The organism is Lactonifactor longoviformis (genome assembly GCF_042848515.1).
In the GTDB taxonomy this organism is placed as follows: Bacteria; Bacillota; Clostridia; order Lachnospirales; family Lachnospiraceae; genus Lactonifactor; species Lactonifactor longoviformis.
The window spans coordinates 1989015-2009885 of sequence record NZ_AP031453.1 but is presented as its reverse complement, the minus strand read 5'-3'; the positions used below and the strand labels follow the sequence as shown (position 1 = coordinate 2009885).

Annotated in this window: 19 protein-coding genes, 2 tRNA genes and 1 other annotated feature; of the genes, 4 read left to right on the top strand and 17 right to left on the bottom strand. The window is 46.2% G+C overall.

The genetic code is table 11. The features are described 5' to 3' along the window. Positions 1-15: 15 nt before the first annotated feature. From rlmB to epsC, 4 genes are read right to left on the bottom strand one after another with little or no spacing between them, the layout of a single operon-like run. Positions 16-768: a 23S rRNA (guanosine(2251)-2'-O)-methyltransferase RlmB gene (gene rlmB, locus ACGHCT_RS09185; RefSeq protein ID WP_154260785.1), complete on the bottom strand. Its 753-nt coding sequence runs from the start codon at positions 766-768 to the stop codon at positions 16-18. Continuing rightward, positions 740-1192, bottom strand: coding sequence for a Mini-ribonuclease 3 (locus tag ACGHCT_RS09180; RefSeq protein ID WP_390439637.1), 453 nt, complete (start codon positions 1190-1192; stop codon positions 740-742). Before ACGHCT_RS09180 ends, rlmB begins: the two co-directional genes overlap by 29 nt. Next, complete coding sequence (gene cysS, locus ACGHCT_RS09175; RefSeq protein ID WP_390439634.1) at positions 1177-2583, bottom strand: cysteine--tRNA ligase; 1407 nt, start codon at positions 2581-2583, stop codon at positions 1177-1179. The genes ACGHCT_RS09180 and cysS overlap by 16 nt, the downstream gene beginning before the upstream one ends. Next, positions 2570-3289: a serine O-acetyltransferase EpsC gene (gene epsC, locus ACGHCT_RS09170; RefSeq protein ID WP_154260882.1), complete on the bottom strand. Its 720-nt coding sequence runs from the start codon at positions 3287-3289 to the stop codon at positions 2570-2572. The genes cysS and epsC overlap by 14 nt, the downstream gene beginning before the upstream one ends. A 61-nt stretch (positions 3290-3350) precedes the next feature. Further along, positions 3351-3583 (bottom strand) — a binding site (T-box leader). Positions 3584-3719: 136 nt separating this feature from the next. Here epsC and ACGHCT_RS09165 point away from each other — a divergent pair. Beyond that, complete coding sequence (locus tag ACGHCT_RS09165; protein ID WP_390439631.1) at positions 3720-4535, top strand: amidohydrolase family protein; 816 nt, start codon at positions 3720-3722, stop codon at positions 4533-4535. 29 nt (positions 4536-4564) lie between these two features. Here ACGHCT_RS09165 and ACGHCT_RS09160 read toward each other — a convergent pair whose 3' ends face one another. Next, entirely contained in the window at positions 4565-6772 is a 2208-nt protein-coding gene (locus ACGHCT_RS09160; RefSeq protein ID WP_154260777.1) for a DNA topoisomerase III, read from the bottom strand. Between the two features lie 172 nt (positions 6773-6944). On the opposite strand from ACGHCT_RS09160, the gene ACGHCT_RS09155 reads away from it, so the two are divergent. Further along, positions 6945-7175 (top strand): permease of phosphate ABC transporter, encoded by a 231-nt coding sequence (locus tag ACGHCT_RS09155; protein WP_226904148.1) that lies wholly within the window; start codon positions 6945-6947, stop codon positions 7173-7175. 51 nt (positions 7176-7226) lie between these two features. On the opposite strand, the gene ACGHCT_RS09150 is transcribed toward ACGHCT_RS09155, so the two are convergent. Next, positions 7227-8120, bottom strand: coding sequence for a LysR substrate-binding domain-containing protein (locus ACGHCT_RS09150; protein ID WP_390439628.1), 894 nt, complete (start codon positions 8118-8120; stop codon positions 7227-7229). Between the two features lie 126 nt (positions 8121-8246). Between ACGHCT_RS09150 and ACGHCT_RS09145 the strand changes: the two genes are divergently transcribed. Continuing rightward, positions 8247-9269, top strand: coding sequence for a putative sulfate exporter family transporter (locus ACGHCT_RS09145; protein WP_154260878.1), 1023 nt, complete (start codon positions 8247-8249; stop codon positions 9267-9269). Here the strand turns inward: ACGHCT_RS09145 and ACGHCT_RS09140 are convergent. The 5 genes from ACGHCT_RS09140 to ACGHCT_RS09120 all read right to left on the bottom strand — a co-directional run bounded on the left by ACGHCT_RS09140 (position 9261) and on the right by ACGHCT_RS09120 (position 14707). Continuing rightward, complete coding sequence (locus ACGHCT_RS09140; protein WP_154260773.1) at positions 9261-9755, bottom strand: GNAT family N-acetyltransferase; 495 nt, start codon at positions 9753-9755, stop codon at positions 9261-9263. The genes ACGHCT_RS09145 and ACGHCT_RS09140 overlap by 9 nt on opposite strands. Before the next feature lie 155 nt (positions 9756-9910). Further along, positions 9911-9984, bottom strand: a tRNA-Met gene (locus ACGHCT_RS09135). Between the two features lie 32 nt (positions 9985-10016). After that, positions 10017-10089, bottom strand: a tRNA-Val gene (locus tag ACGHCT_RS09130). A gap of 177 nt (positions 10090-10266) precedes the next feature. After that, on the bottom strand, positions 10267-10440 hold the full coding sequence (locus ACGHCT_RS09125; RefSeq protein ID WP_154260771.1) for a chorismate--pyruvate lyase: 174 nt from the start codon (positions 10438-10440) through the stop codon (positions 10267-10269). A gap of 514 nt (positions 10441-10954) precedes the next feature. After that, on the bottom strand, positions 10955-14707 hold the full coding sequence (locus ACGHCT_RS09120; protein ID WP_390439624.1) for a phosphoribosylformylglycinamidine synthase: 3753 nt from the start codon (positions 14705-14707) through the stop codon (positions 10955-10957). 149 nt (positions 14708-14856) lie between these two features. On the opposite strand from ACGHCT_RS09120, the gene ACGHCT_RS09115 reads away from it, so the two are divergent. Next, positions 14857-15741, top strand: coding sequence for a LysR family transcriptional regulator (locus ACGHCT_RS09115; protein WP_390439622.1), 885 nt, complete (start codon positions 14857-14859; stop codon positions 15739-15741). 61 nt (positions 15742-15802) lie between these two features. On the opposite strand, the gene ACGHCT_RS09110 is transcribed toward ACGHCT_RS09115, so the two are convergent. The 6 genes from ACGHCT_RS09110 to ACGHCT_RS09085 form a co-directional block, all read right to left on the bottom strand. Beyond that, the gene (locus ACGHCT_RS09110; RefSeq protein ID WP_154260765.1) at positions 15803-16174 is read right to left on the bottom strand and encodes a RidA family protein; all 372 of its coding nucleotides are present in this window, start codon (positions 16172-16174) and stop codon (positions 15803-15805) included. Positions 16175-16282: 108 nt separating this feature from the next. Beyond that, positions 16283-18682: an ATP-dependent DNA helicase gene (locus tag ACGHCT_RS09105; protein ID WP_390439620.1), complete on the bottom strand. Its 2400-nt coding sequence runs from the start codon at positions 18680-18682 to the stop codon at positions 16283-16285. A 28-nt stretch (positions 18683-18710) separates the two neighbouring features. Beyond that, positions 18711-18968, bottom strand: coding sequence for an HPr family phosphocarrier protein (locus tag ACGHCT_RS09100; protein ID WP_390439618.1), 258 nt, complete (start codon positions 18966-18968; stop codon positions 18711-18713). Between the two features lie 236 nt (positions 18969-19204). After that, a complete protein-coding gene (locus ACGHCT_RS09095) occupies positions 19205-20050 on the bottom strand; it encodes an Mrp/NBP35 family ATP-binding protein (protein ID WP_154260763.1) in 846 nt (281 codons plus the stop codon). Between the two features lie 44 nt (positions 20051-20094). Further along, the gene (locus ACGHCT_RS09090; protein WP_154260761.1) at positions 20095-20460 is read right to left on the bottom strand and encodes a metal-sensing transcriptional repressor; all 366 of its coding nucleotides are present in this window, start codon (positions 20458-20460) and stop codon (positions 20095-20097) included. Positions 20461-20469: 9 nt separating this feature from the next. Beyond that, on the bottom strand, positions 20470-20700 hold the full coding sequence (locus tag ACGHCT_RS09085; protein WP_154260759.1) for a hypothetical protein: 231 nt from the start codon (positions 20698-20700) through the stop codon (positions 20470-20472). Positions 20701-20871 lie beyond the last annotated feature (171 nt).

Below are 20871 nucleotides of genomic sequence, written 5' to 3'. Positions count from 1 at the left end.
CCCTAGTATGCTGCTTTATCCCTGGAGCCTCTGCCGCAGAATCTCATAGGCCAGCACACCGGCGGCCACGGAAGCGTTCAGAGAGTCAATATCTCCTCTCATAGGGATGGAGGCTGTAAAATCGCAGGTCTCCCTTACCAGGCGGCTTACCCCCTCTCCCTCATTCCCGATGACAAGTCCCAAGGGGCCTTTCAGATTCACCTCATACATGGTGCTCCCTCCCATGTCTGCACACACAAACCAAAGCCCTTCTTTTTTTAGGTCTTCTATGGTATGCACCATATTGGTAACTTTTGCCACCGGCGTATAGTTCAGAGCACCGGCTGATGTTCTGGCAACGGTCGCAGTCAGGCCCACCGCCCGCCGCTTTGGTATCACAACCCCGTGGGCCCCCACGAGATTGGCGGTACGGATAATGGCTCCCAGATTATGGGGATCCTCGATGTTATCCAGGAAAAAGATAAACGGAGGCTCCTCCTTTTTCTGTGCAAGTGCCAGGATATCCTCTATTTCTGCATACTGATAGGCAGCCGTCACCGCAATCACACCCTGGTGCTTCCCTGTCTCCGACATCTGATCCAGCCGTTCTTTTTTAACAAAGCTGATAATGGTGTCCTTTTTTTTAGCTTCTCTCAAAATTGAGCGCACCGGACCGTCCTGGCAGCCGTCCAGGACAAAAAGCTTGTCCACCGCACGGCCGGAACGGAAAGCCTCCAGCACGGCGTTGCGCCCTTCTACTTTATTTTCCTGGAATCTGCTTTCCTCCATAATACTCTCCCTTTTCTAATCCTATTTTTATCAAATCCAGCATACGCTTCCACTGTTCGGTGAGGTACAGGTAACCCATTAACGCCTCAAATCCAGTGGCTCTGCGGTAGTCTGACATGGTTGCGTTCTTAGCCATGGTTACAGACTTGGCATTTCTGCCTCTTTTGTATACAGCCGCTTCTTCTTCCGTGAGCAGTTCCATAAGATGTTCCATCATAGAAGACTGGGCAGAAGCCTTCACCATCATGCTGGCTCTTTTATGCAGCTTATTCACCTGGGAATTCCCCTGTTCTACCAGAATGGTTCGGATAATCAGATCATAGATAGCATCCCCGATGTATGCCAGCGTCAGCGGGGAATAGGTGCGGATATCCGTATTCCCCAGGTGAAACTGCTCCTTTAAATACTTTAAGCTCTCTTCCATTTTACCCCTTCTCTGGTATCCTCCAAAACAATTCCCATGCCCAGAAGCTGATCTCTGATTTCATCGGCACGGGCAAAATTCTTTGCCTTTCTTGCCGCCTGGCGTTCTTCTATTAAAGCTTCAATATCTGAATCCAGCATCTCTTCTTCTTTCTCTACAATAAGTCCCAGCACGTCGCAAAGCTTCAGAATGGTTTCTTTCACTTTTCCCAGAAATGCCAGTGTGCTTTCCCCCCCGCAGCAGGTATTTGCAAATTTTACAAGTTCAAAAACTGCGGAGACAGCATCTGCTGTGTTAAAATCGTCGTCCATGGCCTCTTCAAACTTTGACGTGTAGGAAGTAAGCTCATTTACTTTCTCCTGCTCAGCCTGAGACATCACATCCCCCTGGGCAGACTTCATAAGATAATTCAGGCTGTCCACAGCTGTGATGATTCTGTCCAGACCGTTTTTGGAAGCCTCCATCAATTCCTGGCTGAAATTCAGCGGACTTCTGTAATGGGCGCTGAGCATAAAGAAACGAAGCACCTGGAGATCATATTTTTCCCCGATCTCTCTGACGGTAAAGAAATTTCCCAGAGATTTTGACATTTTCCTGTTGTCAATATTGAGAAAGGCATTGTGCAGCCAGTATTTTGCGAATGGTTTGCCGTTGCAGCACTCGCTCTGGGCGATCTCATTTTCATGGTGCGGGAAAATCAAATCCTCTCCTCCGGCGTGAATGTCGATCTCTTCTCCCAGATATTTTTTAGACATCTCAGAACACTCAATGTGCCAGCCTGGCCGTCCTTCTCCCCAGGGAGACTGCCATGCAGGCTCTCCTTCCTTTTTCGGCTTCCAGAGGACAAAGTCCAGGGGATCTTCCTTTTGATCCTCCCCGGACACCTGGATGGCCCGGAATCCGGACTGAAGATCTTCTATGTTTTTATGGGAGAGCTTGCCGTACTCCTTAAATTGTTTTACCCGGAAATATACCGTTCCCTTTACTTCATAGGCAAAGCCTTTTTCTATCAATGAGGAGATCATGGCAATCATACCACCGATTTCCTGGGTAGCCAGCGGGTGAGTAGTGGCAGGTTTTACATTCATGTCTGCCATATCCTTTTTACATTCCTTAATATAGCGTGTGGAGATCTCCTCCGGGCTTACCCCTTCTTCCCGGGCCTTTGCGATAATCTTGTCATCCACATCCGTGAAGTTAGAGACATAATTTACCTCATACCCTTTATACTCCATATACCGTCTGGCAGTATCGAAGACAATCATGGGTCTGGCATTGCCTATATGGATAAAATTATATACGGTTGGTCCGCACACATACATCTTTACCTTCCCATCCTCAAGAGGAATAAATTCTTCTTTTCTTTTTGTTAACGTATTATAGACTTTCATAAGCTTCTCCTTTATCTTCTACTTCTTTTTCCGTCTGCCTGCAGTTTTTCTCACAGTGCCGCAGCTCTCTCTCCATTTCCAGGATCCGGCTTCTCAGCCGGTTATTCTCATCCTGCAGAATCTTGATATCCTCCCAGACAGGATCCGGAAGATGAACATGATCCATATCGTTCCTGGGAATTCTGACATTATCCCTTTTTACAATGTGCCCCGGCACACCAACCACGGTGCAGTTTGGCGGCACCTCGCTGAGTACCACAGAACCCGCCCCGATCTTAGAGTTTTCCCCTACGGTAAAGGATCCTATAAGCTTTGCCCCTGCGCTGACCATTACATTGTCCTCCAGCGTGGGATGACGCTTGCCGGTCTCTTTTCCGGTTCCACCCAGAGTAACCCCCTGGTAGAGCGTAACATTATCTCCGATAATTGAGGTCTCACCAATGATAACCCCGCTTCCATGGTCTATAAAAAGACCTTTTCCTATGGTTGCCCCGGGGTGGATTTCTATCCCTGTTTTATGGGCAGCTCTCTGAGAAATCCATCTGGCCAGAAAATAATGGCCTTTCTGATACAATTTATGTGCTCTTCTGTATTTTAACATAACTTTAAAGCTTGGGTACAGCAGCACCTCCCAGGGTGTCTTTATCGCCGGGTCCCGTTCTGTGATTACTTTAAACTCTTCTCTAAAATGCTGGATAAACCCCATGGTATCACCCTTTCTTTCTAAAATCAATATTTCTGCAAAAAGAAAAAGCCCCGTCTCTTACACAAGAGACGAAGCTGGTCCGCGGTTCCACTCTACTAGAGGATACACCGTATCCTCCCCTTCTTTCATTTAACGCATGAGTAACGTACCGGACTACTGGCGGCAGATGCCTGCTTCGCCCGGTCAGCTCCAGGGGGCACTTCGCTGGATTCTCCCTTGAGATGGCTTTCAGCCGGTGACCTTCTCTCTCTGTCAGTTCAAATATCAGCTACTCTTCCCTTTCGTTGCCTTTTCCTGTCTTCTTCTAGTTTATTCAGAAATGCAGATTTTGTCAATTGTTTTCTTTTTTGGATGTTCCTTGTAGCCTGCCCCGGGTTTTGTTATAATACTCTCATATGCTTTACTATTACCTATCAAAGGAGATTTTGCCATGAAAATAATTGATGCCCACATTCACTGCTGTTCCTCTCCCTATTTTAACCAAATTGCCGAAGAGGCAGCCCATGTAAACACAACGGAGCATTTGCGCACAGTTTTTCAGGAGGAGGGGATTGTCCACGGCATCGTTATGGGCAACCAGACACTGGATCTTTCGTATCATCAATACCCTGAGTTTCTCAGTTACTGTATCGGTCTGGACAGCAACTGTCTGAACGCCAGAAGCCTGACCGCCTCCATAGATAAAGTAGAACAGCACCTTCAGCGAAAGAATTGTGTGGGTATTAAGCTGTATCCCGGGTATAATTCTCAATATGTCTTTGACACTGCCTACTTTCCCTACTATGAGCTCGCCAAGACTTATGACAAACCGGTAGCCATCCACACAGGAGATACGGCAGGAACCGGAGGTCTCTTAAAATACAGCCACCCGCTCACCATTGATGAGGTAGCTGTGGCATTTCCCCAGGTAACCTTTGTCATGTGCCATCTGGGCAATCCCTGGATCGTTGACGGCATAGCAGTGGTAGATAAAAATGACAATGTTGCCGCAGATCTCTCCGGACTTTTTGAAGGTATGGTAGATCCTCAAAAAATACAGGAAAAAAGCAAAGGATACCTGGAGCACCTGCGGACCTGGCTGGGATACCTGGATCAATATGATAAGCTCCTGTACGGCACAGACTGGCCCCTGGTAAATATTCCTAACTATATAGCTTTTATAAAAAGCATTATCCCTGAGGCATACTACGAGGATGTATTCTATAAGAATGCACTGAGAATATACCGCCCTGCAAATATCTGTTAAAAAGGAATCCGGCCAGCCGGATTCCTTTTTTACTTCAAATTAAGTTTGGCAAATGCATCAGCGAATGCATTGTTGATGGGCTCCTTGGCCTCTTTTTTCTGTTCCTGCAGATATCTCTGTACATCCTTCTTGCTGACTCCGGCTCCTTCCTTTTCTCTTCTGGCCTTGAAGGAGGAGAGCTTTTCCTTATAGCCGCAGGAACAGATGAAAGTCTCTTCCTTGCCCTTCATATATAATTCCATCTTTTTGTGGCAGTTCGGACATCTGGCATTGCTGATTTTGGATACGGTCTCTCTGTGCCCGCACTCTCTGTCCTGACAGACAAGCATCCTGCTGTTCTTTCCATTGACAGCCAGCATTCTCTTTCCGCACACAGGGCATTTGGTGTTTGTGAGGTTGTCGTGGCGGAACGTCCCGTCTCCCTGTCGGATCTCTCCGATGATATCCTGCGTATAGTCTCTGATATTGGCCAGGAATACTTCTTTTTTCATAGACCCTTTTGCGATTCTGGAAAGCTTCATCTCCCAGTCGGCTGTCAGCTCCGGCTTTTTTAAATCCTCCGGGACCAGTTCCAGAAGCTGCTTTGCCTTTGAAGTAATAAAAATGTCTTTACCTCTTTTTTCCATCAGAAAACTATTGAAGAGTTTTTCTATAATATCGGCTCTGGTAGCAACTGTTCCCAGCCCTCCGGTCTCCCCAAGGGTTTTTACTGCGGCGGCATCCCGGGATTCCATATATTTTACCGGATTTTCCATAGCAGACAATAACGTGGCTTCATTAAACGGAGCCGGAGGCTTTGTCTTTCCCTTCGTCAATTCCAGATTCTGCACGGGGTACTTCTCTCCCTTTTTCACCTCAGGGAGCATCTGTTCTTTCAGAGAATTTCCCCTGCTGTCATTTTCTTCCTCTTCCTCATCGTCCATGGACACAGTTTCATACACAGCCTTCCAGCCTTCTTCTTTTACTATCTTTCCCCTGGCAAGAAAATTCTCCCCCTCTACAGTTGCCTTCATTGTTGTCTGTTCATAGACAAAGGGAGGATAAAGAACCGCCAGAAATCTCCGCACTACCAAATCGTATATTTTCCTCTCCTCGTTGGTCATATGATCCATCTGCACAAACTGCTCGGTGGGGATAATAGCATGGTGATCGCTCACTTTTTTATCATCCACAAAAGATTTATTTGTCTGAATGGGTTTCATGATCAGACTTCCGGCAAGCTTTTTGTAAGGGCCTACACTGCAGGCTTTCAGCCTTTCTTTTATCGTCCCTACCACATCTGTTCCGATATAGCGGGAATCTGTCCTGGGGTATGTGAGGACTTTATGATTCTCATACAGGCGCTGCATAATATTCAGAGTTTCCTTTGCTGAAAATCCAAACTTTTTGTTGGCGTCTCTCTGAAGCTCCGTCAGGTCATATAGACCGGGAGACAGTGTCTTCTTGGCGGCCCGCTCTATGGAATTCACCGAAAGAGTTCCTCTCTTCAGCTGTTCTGCCATTTTTTCCATTCGTTCTTTCTGAAAGGAACGGTAGCTCCCGGACTTCTGGTCCTGCCAGGTCCACTTTATCTTGCCGGCCTGAAGGCTGATGCCGTAGTATTCTTCCGGTTTAAAGTTCCGTATCTCTTCTTCTCTTTTTGCTATCATAGCAAGGGTGGGTGTCTGCACACGGCCGCAGGAGAGCTGGGCATTGTACTTGCATGTGAGGGCCCTTGTGGCATTGATACCTACCAGCCAGTCAGCTTCTGCCCTGGATACTGCAGCTGCATAGAGGTTATTGTATTCTCTTCCGTCTTTTAAATGTGCAAATCCCTCCCGGATGGCTTTATCCGTCACCGATGAAATCCAGAGCCGCTTGATCGGCTTATGGCAGCCCGCCTTCTCCAGAATCCATCTGGCAACCAGTTCTCCCTCCCGGCCTGCATCTGTGGCAATGATAATCTCATTCACATCTTTTCTGTAAAGCTGGGTCTTTACTGCCTGATACTGCTTGGATGTCTGCTTAATCACAACCAACTCCATCTTTTTGGGCATCATGGGAAGATACTCCATCTTCCACTCTTTATATTTTTTGTCATATCCTTCCGGGTCCGCCAGTGTGACCAGGTGCCCCAGTGCCCAGGTCACAATATATTGGCTGCCCTCCATAGCCCCCTGGATATTTTTCTGGCATTTTAAAACCCTGGCAATATCCCTGGCTACTGAGGGCTTCTCTGCTATCACTAATGCTTTCATTTATTCCTCCAAAATAACTTCTGTATATGTTGATCTAAGATACATCTTTTCCAAGTATACCATTAAATTCTTTTTGTTCCAACCGTTTTTGCATTTCTCCTGTTTCTCATAGCCTCCTGTCCCTTTTCATGGTATAATTTCAGTATCAAATACGAACAGGAGGCGGTGTACCGTGAAAGAACTCTTTGCATGTGCCGATCAGTATGTACAGGAATCTGACTGGAAGGATCTGGCTTTGATTAAGTTCTGCCTTTGTTCCCTTGGTGTCATGATTGGCCTGGCCATACCAAAAGAGCGCAAGAAATTGCCTCTGCTTCTGGCCGCAGCAGTTTTTATGGTTACCTACATTCCTCTGATGGTGAAGCTCATTAAAATCATCATCCAGCGGCGGGAACAGGCATAACCTACCCATCTACCCATCCACACGCCGGGGCCAAAAGGGGGCGCCTGCCCTTCATGCAGGCGTCATCCGGCTCTGGCCGAAATGGTAAAAGGTCATATACTCTTCTTCCAGGATACTGCCCTTCAGGTATACAAAATTGAACTCTCTGGTTGCGCCGTAATTTTCAATGGCAATCTCTTTCAGCCTTCCGTCCCGGATCTCATTTCTCACCACCATCTCATAGAGAAAGGTTATTCCCAACCCTCTTTCCACAAGATATTTAATAGCCTGAAAATCTCCAATCTCACTGACCTTCCGGATTTGTTCCAATTTCAGGCTGTATTCACTTAAAATTGCTTCAAAGATGTCCCTGGTTCCAGACCCCTTCTCCCGGATAATAAAAGGATAGTCAAGGAGTTCGTCAATGGACACTTTCTCACCAGAAAGAGGGTGTTCCTTTGCACACACTGCAATATACCTTTCATTCGAAAACAGAGAATAGGCATAGGCATCCTTTCTGAATTTTCCCTCAATAACCGCAAAATCGATTTCTCCTCTGTCCAGCTTTTTTAACAGGCTTTCGGTATTTTCCACCAGCATAGACACCTTGTCCCCGGGAAATTCCTCCAGATAATCCCCCAGGATCCTGGGCATCACATACTCTCCTATACTTAAGGTTGCCCCAAATTTAAGCTGACGGCAGGGTTTCTCAGCCTGCTCCAGAAGTTTGTAGATCTTCCTGCTGTTTGATTCCATGGTGAGAGCATACCAGTAAAAAATCCTGCCCTCCCCGGTAAGGGTAAGGGTGCGGGCATTCCTGTCAAAAAACTCTGCCTGGTATTCCTTTTCCAGATAGTGGATGTGCTGCGTGACTGCCGGCTGTGTAATATGCAGCGCCCTGGCAGCCTTCGTATAGCTTTTCCGCCTGCACACTTCCAGAAATGTATGAATTCTAAAATCTAACATGGCCTTCTCCATAAATATATTTTATCTATCAATAATTATTTATAATTTTATCTTATAGTAAAATAGTGGTAGAATCAAGTTAATTAAAGAATTTATAATAAAGGAGTGTTTTAATTGAAAAAGAAAATGAGCAGCATTTTAGAAATCATTCCGGGCTTTATTCCCTGCCTGCTGATCGCCCTGGCAGCAGAGTATCTAAGCTCCTTCGTCCCCGCACTGGGTGCAGCGCTGATTGCCATAGCCATAGGAATCATCTGCGGCAATACCTTTCTGAACAAAGATACGCTGAATAAGGGAACCAAGTTCTCGGAATCCAGACTTCTGGAGTATTCTATTATACTGACCGGACTGACGCTTCATCTGTCGGATATCGCAGGAGTCCGTCTCCGGGGGATCCTTTTTATTGCCATTCAACTTTCCGTCACTATATTCGGCACCTACCTCATCGGCAAGCGCCTGGGCTTCGGCAAAAAATTCTGCCTGCTTATGTCCGCAGGAAACGCAGTCTGCGGTTCATCCGCCATCGGCACTGTCTCTCCGATTCTGAAGGCAGATTCCAAGGATAAGGGGATTTCTATCACTATTGTTAATGTTACCGGAACCTTTTTAATGGTATTGCTTCCCCTCATAGCAGGAATCTTATACCACCATGAGACCATCCATACCTCCGGGCTCATCGGCGGGGTTCTGCAGTCTATCGGCCAGGTAATTGCCTCAGCCAAGTTTGTGAACGACGATGTTGTACAGATGTCTACTATTTTTAAGATTATCCGCATTATTTTCCTGGTTCTGGTAGCCCTTACTTTTTCCAGGATGAACACCAGTGAGGAGGATCCCCTGTTTGCAAAAGCTGCATGCAGCAGTGAAAATGCCGGAAAAAAAACCAGGGTATCCTGCAAAGTTCCCTGGTTTATCATCGGATTCTTTTTATTTACCATTATCAACAGTACCGGAGTGGTTCCTCTGCCCATCTCCCATACCGCTAAATTTATAAGCAGCCAGTTTGAGATCATAGCCCTGGCAGCCATCGGCATGCGGGTCAAATTCCGGGATCTGCTGCGGGAAGGACCAAAAGCAATGCTTTATGGAGGCTGCGTAGGCCTTATGCAGACAGTACTGGCGGTAACCCTTATCGGCGTTTTATTCTGATAACCCGGCCAGCGATATCAGGGTGCTGCCTTCCAGGCGGTACCCTGTCCAGTCGCTCATCTGTCTCGCTCCCAGTGACACATAAAAATCAATACTTGGCTGATTCCAGTCCAGGCAGGACCACTCCAGTCTTCCGCATCCCCTCTCCACGGCTATCTGCGCCAAAGAGCGCAGCAGAGTCTTTCCTACCCTTCTTCCCCGGTATTCAGGCAAAACAAACAAGTCTTCAAGATAAATCCCGGCTCTCCCCAAAAAGGTGGAAAAATTGTGAAAAAACAGCGCAAACCCCACCGGCTTTTCCTCACACTCGGCCAGCAGCACTTCTGCTTTTTTCTTCTCGAAAATCCACTCTCTCAGCAGCTCCTCTGTAGCCACTACCTGATCCAGCATCTCTTCGTAGACAGCAAGCGCCTGAATAAACCCAAGGATCTGGGGGATATCCTCTTCATGTGCGAACCGCACTGCAATTTTATCTGTATTTTCCATTCTTTGATCTCCTTATCATTCGTATAATTTTCCATACAAACATGACTAAAAAGAGTCCGGCAAGCCAAACCCGCCCGCCGGAGCACTACCCATTAGGGCCGTCTTCCTTTGTAATATAAAAGGCCTTGTAAACAATCTGTCTACAAGGCTTTCCGTAGCGAGAAAGGGATTTGAACCCCCGACACTGCGGGTATGAACCGCATGCTCTAGCCAACTGAGCTATCTCGCCAAATAAATGTTATCTGTATTTAAACAGATGAATGGGACCTATAGGGCTCGAACCTATGACCCTCTGCTTGTAAGGCAGATGCTCTCCCAGCTGAGCTAAGATCCCATATCTTTGTGCTTTGCAGGTCTTTTGCGTAACCTGCTCTGCTATTATATAATTTATCACTACATTTGTCAACCTGTTTTTTTACTTTTTTTATATAATTTCGATGTTTTTCAACTGCTTGCAGAAGGGCCTCCTCTCCGGATATGTGCCTCTCTTCCGGCTCCCATACCGCACTGCCTACAATAAGGTATACTCCAGCATCTCATAGGCAAGCCTGCTGCCCTCATCTGTCTTTGGAGGGAGCAGGGCTCTGGCCACACACTTTGGCTCTTCCTCCAGTCCGTCCAGTCTTTTAAGGTATGCGTAATCACCGTCCAGACGTTCTACCAGATAATCAATTCTCTCAAACATAATTTCTCCTTTGCTTCACACGGATTCTCCGCTTGTATATAACAGACATTCTTCTATGTTCCATTTCACTTTAATATACCTCAGCGGAAATTGCAAGTGAGAGATGCATCTCTAATGTTACTAATTGGACAATCCAGGTCTGCCGGAAGAAAAAACAGATGCCAGAACGGCAGGATTTGAACGGACCTTGTTGACCCATACAAGAATTGCAATTTGTATATATTTACTATAGCTGTAAAGAAAGCCCTTGGAAAGCAACAAATTGAAACTGTACAATATAGATTACATTTTGGGAACTATAACTAAAATTTTAAATTTTTATTAATGTTTTTGTAACCTTAATTTAATACTTTTTATCCCCCCGGCTTTCAATCAGGAATGCATTTTTTATGATTGATTCACTGTCTCCCCTATTTACCGCCTTTTTGTCCGTTTTTATGTACATTTTATACTTTTTATGACAAAAAGCAGGTTTTTCCACCGACATCCGGCAGAAAAACCTGTCTTTTATTCTTTATTTAAAGTAAGCGACGCCGGATTCAAAAATTTGAATATCCTGTTCTCCGTAAATATTGATCGCTACACCGTCATCCCTGCGCTCTGAGTGGGCCATTTTACCCAGAACCCGTCCGTCGGGACTTGTAATTCCTTCGATGGCAGCATAAGAGCCGTTTACATTCCACTCTTCGTCCATGGAGATGCTGCCGTTCAGATCACAGTACTGGGTGGCAACCTGGCCGTTTGCAAAAAGCTTGTCTATCCATTCCTGACCTGCAACGAATCTGCCCTCTCCATGGGATGCCGGATTGGTATACACTTTTCCCAGCTCAGCCTTCTGCAGCCATGGAGATTTGTTTGTCACTACTTTGGTATATACCATCTTTGAAATATGACGGCCAATAGTATTATACGTCAATGTAGGAGAATCCTCTGTCTGCCCTGTAATCTTTCCGTAGGGAACAAGACCCAGCTTAATCAGAGCCTGGAATCCATTGCAGATTCCCAGCGCAAGGCCGTCTCTTTCGTTCAGAAGGCGCATAACCGCCTCCCTGATTTTTTCATTCTGAAATGCAGTGGCAAAAAATTTGGCGGAACCGTCCGGCTCGTCTCCTGCGGAGAAACCTCCAGGGAACATAATGATTTGGGCCTGATTGATGGCTTTCTCAAAGATCCTCACAGAATCCCGGATGTCCTCTGCGTTCAGGTTTTTGAATACCTTTGTTACAACCTGTGCCCCCGCACGCTCAAACGCTTTTTTGCTGTCATATTCACAGTTTGTACCCGGGAATACAGGAATAAACACAGTAGGCATAGCTGTTTTATGTCTGCAAACGTAGATTTCCTTCGCATCATATAACCGGTTTTCTATCTCTGCAGTGTCTTCTGTTGCTTTGGATGGGAACACCTTTTCCAGCGTACCTGTCCATGTTCTCAGAGCCTCCTCCACCGGAATCTCTACGTTGGCATAGCGGAATACCCCGTCATCCTTTACCTCACCGATGAGGGTATAAGTGACTCCGAGTTCACCTACTTTTCCCTCTTTTACTTCACAGATAATGTCACCGAATCCCGGTGCAAACAGATCCCTCTGATCTACACTGTGCTCAATTTTAACTCCAAGCTTGTTTCCAAAGGCCATCTTGCTGACCGCCGCGGCAATCCCCTGGCGATCCAGTGCGTAGGCGGAGAGCACTCTGCCCGCCTGGATGTCCTCATGAAGCTTCTGATACTGTTCCATCAGTCCAGTATAATCCGGCAAATCATATTCACCCTTCGGCATCCGGACCCAAATCAGACGGCTTCCCGGTGTCTTAAGTTCCGGCGTGATAACATCCTGCTGCTTTGCCACATTCACGGCAAAGGATACCAGTGTAGGAGGAACATCAATCTCGTTAAAAGTGCCGGACATACTGTCCTTTCCCCCGATAGAGGGAAGGCCAAAGCCCATCTGTGCGGCGTACGCCCCCAAAAGTGCTGCAAAAGGCTGGCTCCAACGGCTTGGATCCTCTGTCATCCTTCTGAAGTATTCCTGAAAGGTGAATCGTATCTTTCGGTAATCTCCGCCGGCTGCCACAATCCTGGCAACGGACTCTACCACTGCATATACAGCTCCGTGATAAGGACTCCAGCTGGACAGATATGGGTCAAAACCGTAGCTCATCATTGTTACGGTATTCGTCTTGCCGTTCTGTACCGGAACCTTAGCCACCATAGCCTGGGTCTCTGTGAGCTGATACTTTCCGCCGTAAGGCATAAATACAGAGCCTGCCCCGATGGAACCGTCAAACATTTCCACCAGACCTTTCTGAGAGCAGGTATTTAAATCTGCCAGTGTATGCAGCCACTTTTCTTTTACATCACCAATTTCCTCCCTGCGGAATATAGTTCCCTCTTTACCGGGAATGTCTACATAAACCTCTGTCTCCTGGTGGGCTCCATTGGTATCCAGGAAAGCTCTGGAGATATTCACGATCTCTTTGTCTCTCCATATCATAACTAGTCTGGGGGATTCCGTTACCACTGCAACTTCAACAGCCTCCAGGTTTTCTTCCCTGGCATATTCCAGGAACTGCTCCACATCCTTCGGATCCACTACCACCGCCATCCGCTCCTGGGATTCAGATATGGAAATCTCTGTACCGTCCAGTCCGGCATATTTTTTAGGTACTTTGTCCAGATAAATCTGAAGTCCGTCTGCCAGCTCACCGATAGCAACTGAGACACCGCCGGCTCCAAAGTCATTGCACTTTTTAATGATACGGCTGACTTCCTCTCTGCGGAATAAACGCTGGATCTTACGCTCCGTAGGTGCATTTCCTTTCTGCACCTCTGCCCCGCAGGTCTCAATAGACTCCTCGGTGTGCACCTTAGAAGATCCTGTGGCTCCACCGCAGCCGTCACGCCCGGTTCTTCCGCCTAAAAGTATAATGATATCTCCCGGATCGGAGTTCTCACGAATGACAGCACGTCTCGGAGCAGCCCCCAAAACAGCACCGATCTCCATTCTCTTGGCTACATAATCCGGGTGATAAATTTCCTTTACATACCCGGTAGCCAGACCGATCTGGTTTCCGTAGGAGCTGTAGCCCTTCGCAGCCCCCCGCACCAGTTTTTTCTGGGGAAGCTTTCCTTTCAGTGTATCCTTCACAGAAACAGTAGGATCCGCCGCTCCCGTCACACGCATGGCCTGATACACATAGGTACGACCTGACAGCGGATCACGGATAGCGCCGCCCAGACAGGTAGCAGCTCCACCGAAGGGTTCTATCTCTGTTGGGTGATTGTGAGTTTCATTTTTAAAGTTAATCAGCCACTCTTCTTCTTTTCCGTCCACATCCACAGGTACTACAATGCTGCAGGCGTTAATCTCATCGGATTCCTCCTGATCCTGAAGTTTTCCCTCAGCTTTTAATTTGCGCATTGCCATCAGGGCCAGATCCATCAGGCAGACAAACTTGTCCTCTCTGCCCTTAAAAATCTCTTCTCGATCTGCCAGATATTTCTTGTAGGTGGATACGATAGGCTCTTTATACTCCCCTTCCCCGAAGGTAACCTTTTTAAGCTCTGTGGAAAACGTTGTATGGCGGCAGTGGTCGGACCAGTAAGTATCCAGCACACGAATCTCTGTCATGGAAGGGTCTCTCTTTTCCACTTCCCTGAAATAGTTCTGGATATGCTGAAAGTCTTTGAAAGTCATAGCCAGATTCAAGGAGGCATACAGCTCTTTCAGATTGTCCTCTTCCATATCCGCAAATCCGTCAAAGATAATAACATCAGAAGGTTCTTCAAACTTTGTCACCAGTGTCTCGGGTTTTGTGAGATCTGTTTCCCTTGAGTCTACCGGGTTAATACAGTGATTCTTAATTGCCTGGAATTCTTCCTCTGTAATATCTCCCTCTATCACATAGGTGGTAGCTGAGTGAATGATAGGTTCTTCATCTTCCTTTAAGAACTTCACGCACTGAACCGCTGAGTCGGCTCTCTGATCAAACTGTCCCGGAAGATATTCTACGGAGAATATCCTGGCCTTTTCCTCCATTCCAAATGTTTCCTGAAACAGCACGTCTACCGGTGGTTCAGAGAAAACTGTCCTGCAGGCTGCCTGAAAAATCTCATCGGAGAGATTCTCCACATCATACCGGATCAGCACTCTCACTCCTGTAACAGTCTTAATTCCCAGGTAGCTGCCGATCTCGTGCTTCAGTTCCTTTGCCTGCACGGCGAAATCTGGTTTCTTCTCCACATAAACTCGTCTTACGTTACTCATCAACGACTCCTTTCCTGCCTTTTTAAGGATGGCAAATCCATGATTGCATTCTTATAGTTTTTATATTATCATAAGAAATATCATTAGTAAAATTAATATATCTTATATGATTTATAAGTTGTGTTCTATACACAGGAAGGAGTTTATCCATGGATATCAGCTATGAACTGTACAAAGTGTTTTATTTTGTTGCCGCTACCCTCAGCTTCTCCGAGGCCTCAAAAAAACTTTATATCTCTCAGTCAGCCGTCAGCCAGTCCATTAAGACGCTGGAAAAAAAGCTGGGCCAGCCCCTGTTTATACGCAGCACAAAAAAAGTGCTCCTGACCCCGGAAGGAGAAATTCTATTCCGCCATATAGAGCCTGCGGTCAATCTGATCCACAAAGGAGAAGAACAGCTGATGGATCCCGATCAGTTCGGAGGGCAGCTGCGCATAGGCGCCAGTGATACTATATGCCGTTATTTTCTGGTTCCTTATCTGAGCCGGTTTCACAAAGAGTATCCTGAGATCCATATTAAGGTTATGAATCAGACCTCCGTCGGATGTGCAGATCTCCTGGAAAGCGGTCAGGTAGATATTATTGTCAGCAACTTCCCCAATGTCCGTCTGAAAGGTTACGGTACATTGCGGATGATCAAAGAGTTTCAGGATGTATTTGTGGCAAATGAAGCCTATTTTAGCTTCCGGGGAGAATCCCTCTCCTTCTCTCAGCTTCAGCGTCTGCCTCTGCTTATGCTGGACCGCAAAAGCACAACCAGCGAGTTCCTCCACAATCTTTTTTCCCGGCATAATCTGAATCTTGTCCCAGAGGTAGAGCTCAGCAGCAATGATTTGCTCATTGACTTAGCCCGCATCGGCCTCGGCATCGCATTTGTCCCTGATTATGCACTAGATTCCTATGACAATCTATACCGCCTGAAGCTGGAAGAAACTCTTCCCCACCGCTTTCTTGCCCTAGCCTCCAATGAACAGATTCCTCCTTCCGCTGCTGTTCAAAAATTTATTCAGTATTTCGATCCGGCAGAGAACTAGAAAAAAGAAGCCCTCTGCAGATTATATCCCTGCAGAGGGCTTCTCTCCAAACTCATATTCCTTAAACGTTAGCGATTACCTCTACTTCGCAAAGAACATTCTTGGGAAGCGTTTTCACCGCTACACAGGAGCGGGCGGGCTTGCCAACAAAATATTTCGCATATACCTCATTAAATGCCGCAAAATCACCCATGTCAGCAATAAAACAGGTAGTCTTAACTACTTTTTCAAAGCTGGTGCCTGCTGCTTCTAAAACAGCCCCCAAATTCTTCATTACCTGCTCAGCCTGTTCCTCAATAGTATCCCCTTTAATCTCTCCCGTTGCCGGATCAATGGGGATCTGACCAGATGTAAATAAGATGTCGTTTAAAACCATTGCCTGAGAATATGGCCCGATTGCTGCCGGTGCTTTGTCTGTGCTAATTACTTTCATTTTGTTATCTCCTCTCCGATTGCTCCCGGCTTCTGCTGGATTTTCAACGCCGGGAATACTTTGACGCTCCGTCAATATATTCATTATAGACTGGAACCCTGGTGATGGTCAAGAAAAGTTTTTGTATATTGACCAAAATTTTTGTATTTCTTGTTTTACTCCCGACAGTCCGCATGCTTTGTACCCCTCCCACTCCGGCGGAAAGAGCTGACGGTACTCTGACTGAAGAAACCGTTCGTCCAGAAGCAGTACAATCCCTCTGTCTTCAACGGTACGAATTACCCGTCCTGCAGACTGAAGAACTTTGTTCATGCCTGGATAACGGTAGGCATAGTCAAAGCCGTTGATTCCCCGTTTGTCATAAAACTGCTTTAGGATTTCCCTTTCATTGCTTACCTGGGGGAGCCCTGTGCCCACAATCACAGCGCCTATGAGTCGCTCCCCGTACAAGTCAATCCCTTCGGCAAATACGCCTCCCATAACACAAAACCCAACCAATGTACCTGTATTGCCGGGGGAAAATTCCTCCAAAAATTCCTCCCTCTCCTTTTCATTCATAGCCGTATCCTGAAGAATGCACCTGCAGGACTCATGAGCAAACTCCTCCCGATAAATATCATATACATCCTCCATCATCCGGTATGAGGGAAAGAACACCATATAGTTTCCTTCTCTTCCACTGACCAGACAGGATATATATGCTGCTATCTTCCGGTATTCCTCATACCCACGCCGGGTATACCGGCTGCTTACATCCCGTCCCAGCAATAGACAAAGGCGCTCCCTCTCAAAGGGGGATTTGGCATACATGGCATAGTCATCCTCCCGGGTGCTGAACAGGCTCCTGTAGTATGCCAGGGGAAGAAGAGTTGCAGAAAAGAAAACAGCGCTGTTTCCTTTGTTCAGACAGTTTTGAAGGTTCGCCGCAGGATTGACACAGAAAAGATTCACAGAGAATCTTTCCTGCTGCCGTTCGCAGTAGATCACATAGTTCTCGTCCAGCAGATCATACATATTCAGAAAGTGCCTCACCTGAAAAGACAATTCCAGAACAGCACGGCTGATTTCTTCTTTATGAGCCTCCTCCAGAAAATTTTCCATCTCCCCCAGCAGATTCATAAGACTAATGGAAAAGGTCCCAAGATTGGGCAGCACTTCGTAGGTTTCGCATTCCTTTTTATATTCCAGGAGCTCTTTGCTGCATTTTCCCAGAAGCCTCTCCAGCTTTTTGCCCTGTCCTTTCACAATTCTCTTTACTTCCAGAAAATCTTCTTTATACAGGCAGGCGCTGTACATCTTACGTCCCCTCTCTACCAGATTGTGGGCCTCATCGATCAGAAAAAGATAGTCTCCCTTCATCCCCTCTCCAAAAAAACGCCGGAGGTGTACATTGGGATCGAATACGTAATTATAATCGCAAATAATCCCATCCACCCAGGAGGCAGTATCCAGACACATTTCATAAGGGCAAACCTGCCATCTTTCTGCATGTTCCTCCAGCACTTCCCGGCTGTAGGGCTTATCCTCCCCCAAAAGCGCAAACACCGCATCATTTACTCTGTCAAAATGACCGTCCGCATAAGGGCAGTGCTCCGGATTGCAGTTCATTTCTTCGCAGAGGCAGAGCTTTTCTTTTGCGGTAATGGTAATTGTCTTATAGGATAATCCATGAGCCTTCAAAATGGCAAAAGCCTCTTCTGCCACAGTCCTTGTTATGGTTTTAGCTGTAAGATAAAAAATCTTGTCTCCATACCCCTCACCCACAGCACGCACCGCAGGAAAAATAGCTGACATAGTTTTCCCCACCCCTGTGGGAGCCTGAATAAACAGCTGCCGCTTATGGTGTATGGTGCGGTACACACCCGCCACCAGCTCCCTTTGTCCTTCTCTGTAAGGAAAGGGAAATTCCAGGTGCTCCATAGACTCTCTGCGTATTTTTTTGCGCCTGTACTGAAAGTCCGCCCATTTATAATATTGCTCCAAAAGCTCCTCAAACCACTCCGTCAGCTCTCTCAGAGAGATCTTCTCCTGAAAACGTTTGATATTTTCAGATTCCAGATGGCAGTACGTCATCTGAATGGTGACAGCCTCCAGACGCTTCTGGCTTCCGTAAATATACCCATAACACATGGCCTGGGCGCGATGGACTTCCACAGGTGCAGTCAGAAGAGAGAGGTCAAGATAAACCCCCTTGATCTCGTCAATCAGCACCTCATGTTCCTCTTCGCAGATTCCGTCGGCCCTTCCCTCCAACTTTATGATAAATTCCTTATATTCCTTTTCATAGGTTAACGGGACCTCCGGGCGGTAGGATGCCTTCATCTGCTTTTGTATCTTCCGGTGCAGACGGCTTCCCTTCTGCATGGCCTCGCGGTCTGTTCCGCTTCCCACTCTGTTGTCCAGACTGCCGCTGCGAAGTATAAACTCAACCAGATTTCGGACGGATAATTTTATAATTGTCTTTTCTTCCATATCATCTATAGCGCAAACAGGCGCAAGACAATCCATTGTCCTGCGCCTGTTCTTCTCCTGTCTTTTATGCTACTGCATATTTATTCAAGAAATTCAAAAACTTTTCGTCACGTCCAAAGCACTTTACGGTCAATACGCGAGTCAAATCCATGCTGAATACACCCAAAATTGATTTTGCATCAATTACCACGCGGTTGTAAAAAACATCAATATCAAAATCGCACCTGCTGGCTTCTGTCACAAATTCTTTTACATCCTCAGTGGCTGGTAACTTAATCTGACGTTCTATCATAGTTATCACCCTTTCATACAAATAACACATATAAATTTTTTCTTCTGTATTATTGCACTTGTTCCAGAATTTGTCAACCGAAAGGTATGACGACTGACATCCCCTGCATTTCGGACTTTTATGAAATTTTTCTTTAAATACTGGATCCTCCCAGTTTTTTTTCACCAATTTTTACAGCAGTCCATCTGGGGAGTTATGGATTGTTAATTTATTAACACCTTTTACCTAATTTATCCAGTAATATTTTGTCATATTTTACGCAGTATTTATTCTTCTAAAGCTTTTGGTAGATACGTGTAGGCATCTTTCAGGTAGGTATTATCGATCTGTCCGAAGGTCCCTGCATCAGCCGCCTCCGCAAAAGAAGTATCGATGGGCATCTTTCCCACCAGAGGCACATTCAGCTCTGCTGCCACCTCTTCGATATGGCTGTCCCCAAATATCTTAAATTCTTTTCCGCAGTCCGGACATTTCACATAGCTGTAGTTCTCCACAACACCGAATACCGGCACATGCATCATGTCTGCCATATTGTAAGCCTTCTTTACGATCATGTGCACCAGCTCCTGGGGAGAAGTAACAATGAATACACCTTCAATAGGAAGTGACTGGAAAACTGTGAGGGGGACATCCCCGGTTCCCGGCGGCATATCAATAAACAGATAATCCAGTTCGCCCCAGATAACATCTGTCCAGAACTGTTTAACCATATTCGAGATTACCGGTCCTCTCCAGATTACAGGCGCATCTTCCTTGGGAAGCAGCAGGTTCACTGACATAATTTTAATATCGTTTTCTGTAATCATAGGGTAGATTCCCTGATCATCTGCCTGTGCCGCACCTTTCAGGCCATACATTTTAGGAATGGACGGACCTGTTATATCCGCATCCATAATTCCTACCCTGTAGCCCTTTGCTGCCATCTGATTGGCCAGGGAAGCAGTCACAAATGACTTTCCTACCCCTCCTTTTCCGCTGACAACTCCGATTACCTTTTTAATTTCAGAGTATCCATTGGCCATTTCCTTTGAAATCCCTGTTCCTTTTTCTTTGCTTTTACATCCTTCACAACTCTCTTTTGTACATGTTGTGCTGCTGCAGTCTCTGCTCATGACTTTTTACTCTCCTTTTCTTTCCTTATGTTTATTATACGGCCTTATTTCATAAACCGGTCGATCGCTTTGTTCAATTCTTCCAGGGCTTCATGATCCCCGCTTTCCACCGCATCTACGATGCAATGCTCAATATGATCCTGAAGAATCACTTTTCCTGTATTATTGATCGCTGCTTTGACTGCGGAAAGCTGTATCAGCACCTCGCTGCAGTCTCTGCCGTCCTCCACCATACGCCGTATGGATTCCAGATGTCCGATTGCTCTGGAAAGTCGGTTCAGCACTGCCTTGGTATGCTCATGGCTGTGCGTATGGCCGCCGGATCCGTGTGAGTGAGCTCCCCCATGGGTATGCTCTACCACTGTTCCATCTTCCATAATGTGAGTATGTGTATGCTTCTGCTCTTCCATACGTCCTCCTTAGATTTCTGTAAAAGTATATCTCTGTTTAATCTTGGAGGTCATAATGTCATATACTATGCTCCCGTCCTCCAGTACACTTTTTTCATAAACGAAGTGTTCTTCTCCCTGAAATTTCTCTTCTATATATTGATCCAGATTCTCAACCGCGATTTCTTCAAAAAAAACGTCCCGCATCTGATTGCCGGAACACAGATTAAAAATCTCCCATACAGCTTCATATTCCTTCAAGGTTCCGTTCTCCTTTACTTTCTCCTGTGGCACTGCTGCCCATAGCTTATATATTATATCACACTTTTCCTTTTTCTCGATCTACTTTTATTATATTTTAGTATTTTTTTAGGAAAGGAATTGCCAGCTGTCAAATTATGTCGTATCATAGATGTAATCTATTCTGGGAGG

Bases quoted from the DNA above. Each gene is read 5' to 3' on its own strand.
- ACGHCT_RS09115 (WP_390439622.1), top strand. From the start codon at position 14,857: ATGGATATCAGCTATGAACTGTACAAAGTGTTTTATTTTGTTGCCGCT.
- ACGHCT_RS09125 (WP_154260771.1), bottom strand. From the start codon at position 10,440: ATGTTTGAGAGAATTGATTATCTGGTAGAACGTCTGGACGGTGATTAC.
- ACGHCT_RS09150 (WP_390439628.1), bottom strand. From the start codon at position 8,120: ATGTTAGATTTTAGAATTCATACATTTCTGGAAGTGTGCAGGCGGAAA.
- ACGHCT_RS09100 (WP_390439618.1), bottom strand. From the start codon at position 18,968: ATGTGTTATTTGTATGAAAGGGTGATAACTATGATAGAACGTCAGATT.
- ACGHCT_RS09165 (WP_390439631.1), top strand. From the start codon at position 3,720: ATGAAAATAATTGATGCCCACATTCACTGCTGTTCCTCTCCCTATTTT.
- ACGHCT_RS09145 (WP_154260878.1), top strand. From the start codon at position 8,247: ATGAGCAGCATTTTAGAAATCATTCCGGGCTTTATTCCCTGCCTGCTG.
- cysS (WP_390439634.1), bottom strand. From the start codon at position 2,583: ATGAAAGTCTATAATACGTTAACAAAAAGAAAAGAAGAATTTATTCCT.
- ACGHCT_RS09105 (WP_390439620.1), bottom strand. From the start codon at position 18,682: ATGGATTGTCTTGCGCCTGTTTGCGCTATAGATGATATGGAAGAAAAG.
- ACGHCT_RS09110 (WP_154260765.1), bottom strand. From the start codon at position 16,174: ATGAAAGTAATTAGCACAGACAAAGCACCGGCAGCAATCGGGCCATAT.
- epsC (WP_154260882.1), bottom strand. From the start codon at position 3,289: ATGGGGTTTATCCAGCATTTTAGAGAAGAGTTTAAAGTAATCACAGAA.
- rlmB (WP_154260785.1), bottom strand. From the start codon at position 768: ATGGAGGAAAGCAGATTCCAGGAAAATAAAGTAGAAGGGCGCAACGCC.
- ACGHCT_RS09160 (WP_154260777.1), bottom strand. From the start codon at position 6,772: ATGAAAGCATTAGTGATAGCAGAGAAGCCCTCAGTAGCCAGGGATATT.
- ACGHCT_RS09120 (WP_390439624.1), bottom strand. From the start codon at position 14,707: ATGAGTAACGTAAGACGAGTTTATGTGGAGAAGAAACCAGATTTCGCC.
- ACGHCT_RS09090 (WP_154260761.1), bottom strand. From the start codon at position 20,460: ATGGAAGAGCAGAAGCATACACATACTCACATTATGGAAGATGGAACA.
- ACGHCT_RS09140 (WP_154260773.1), bottom strand. From the start codon at position 9,755: ATGGAAAATACAGATAAAATTGCAGTGCGGTTCGCACATGAAGAGGAT.
- ACGHCT_RS09180 (WP_390439637.1), bottom strand. From the start codon at position 1,192: ATGGAAGAGAGCTTAAAGTATTTAAAGGAGCAGTTTCACCTGGGGAAT.
- ACGHCT_RS09095 (WP_154260763.1), bottom strand. From the start codon at position 20,050: ATGAGCAGAGACTGCAGCAGCACAACATGTACAAAAGAGAGTTGTGAA.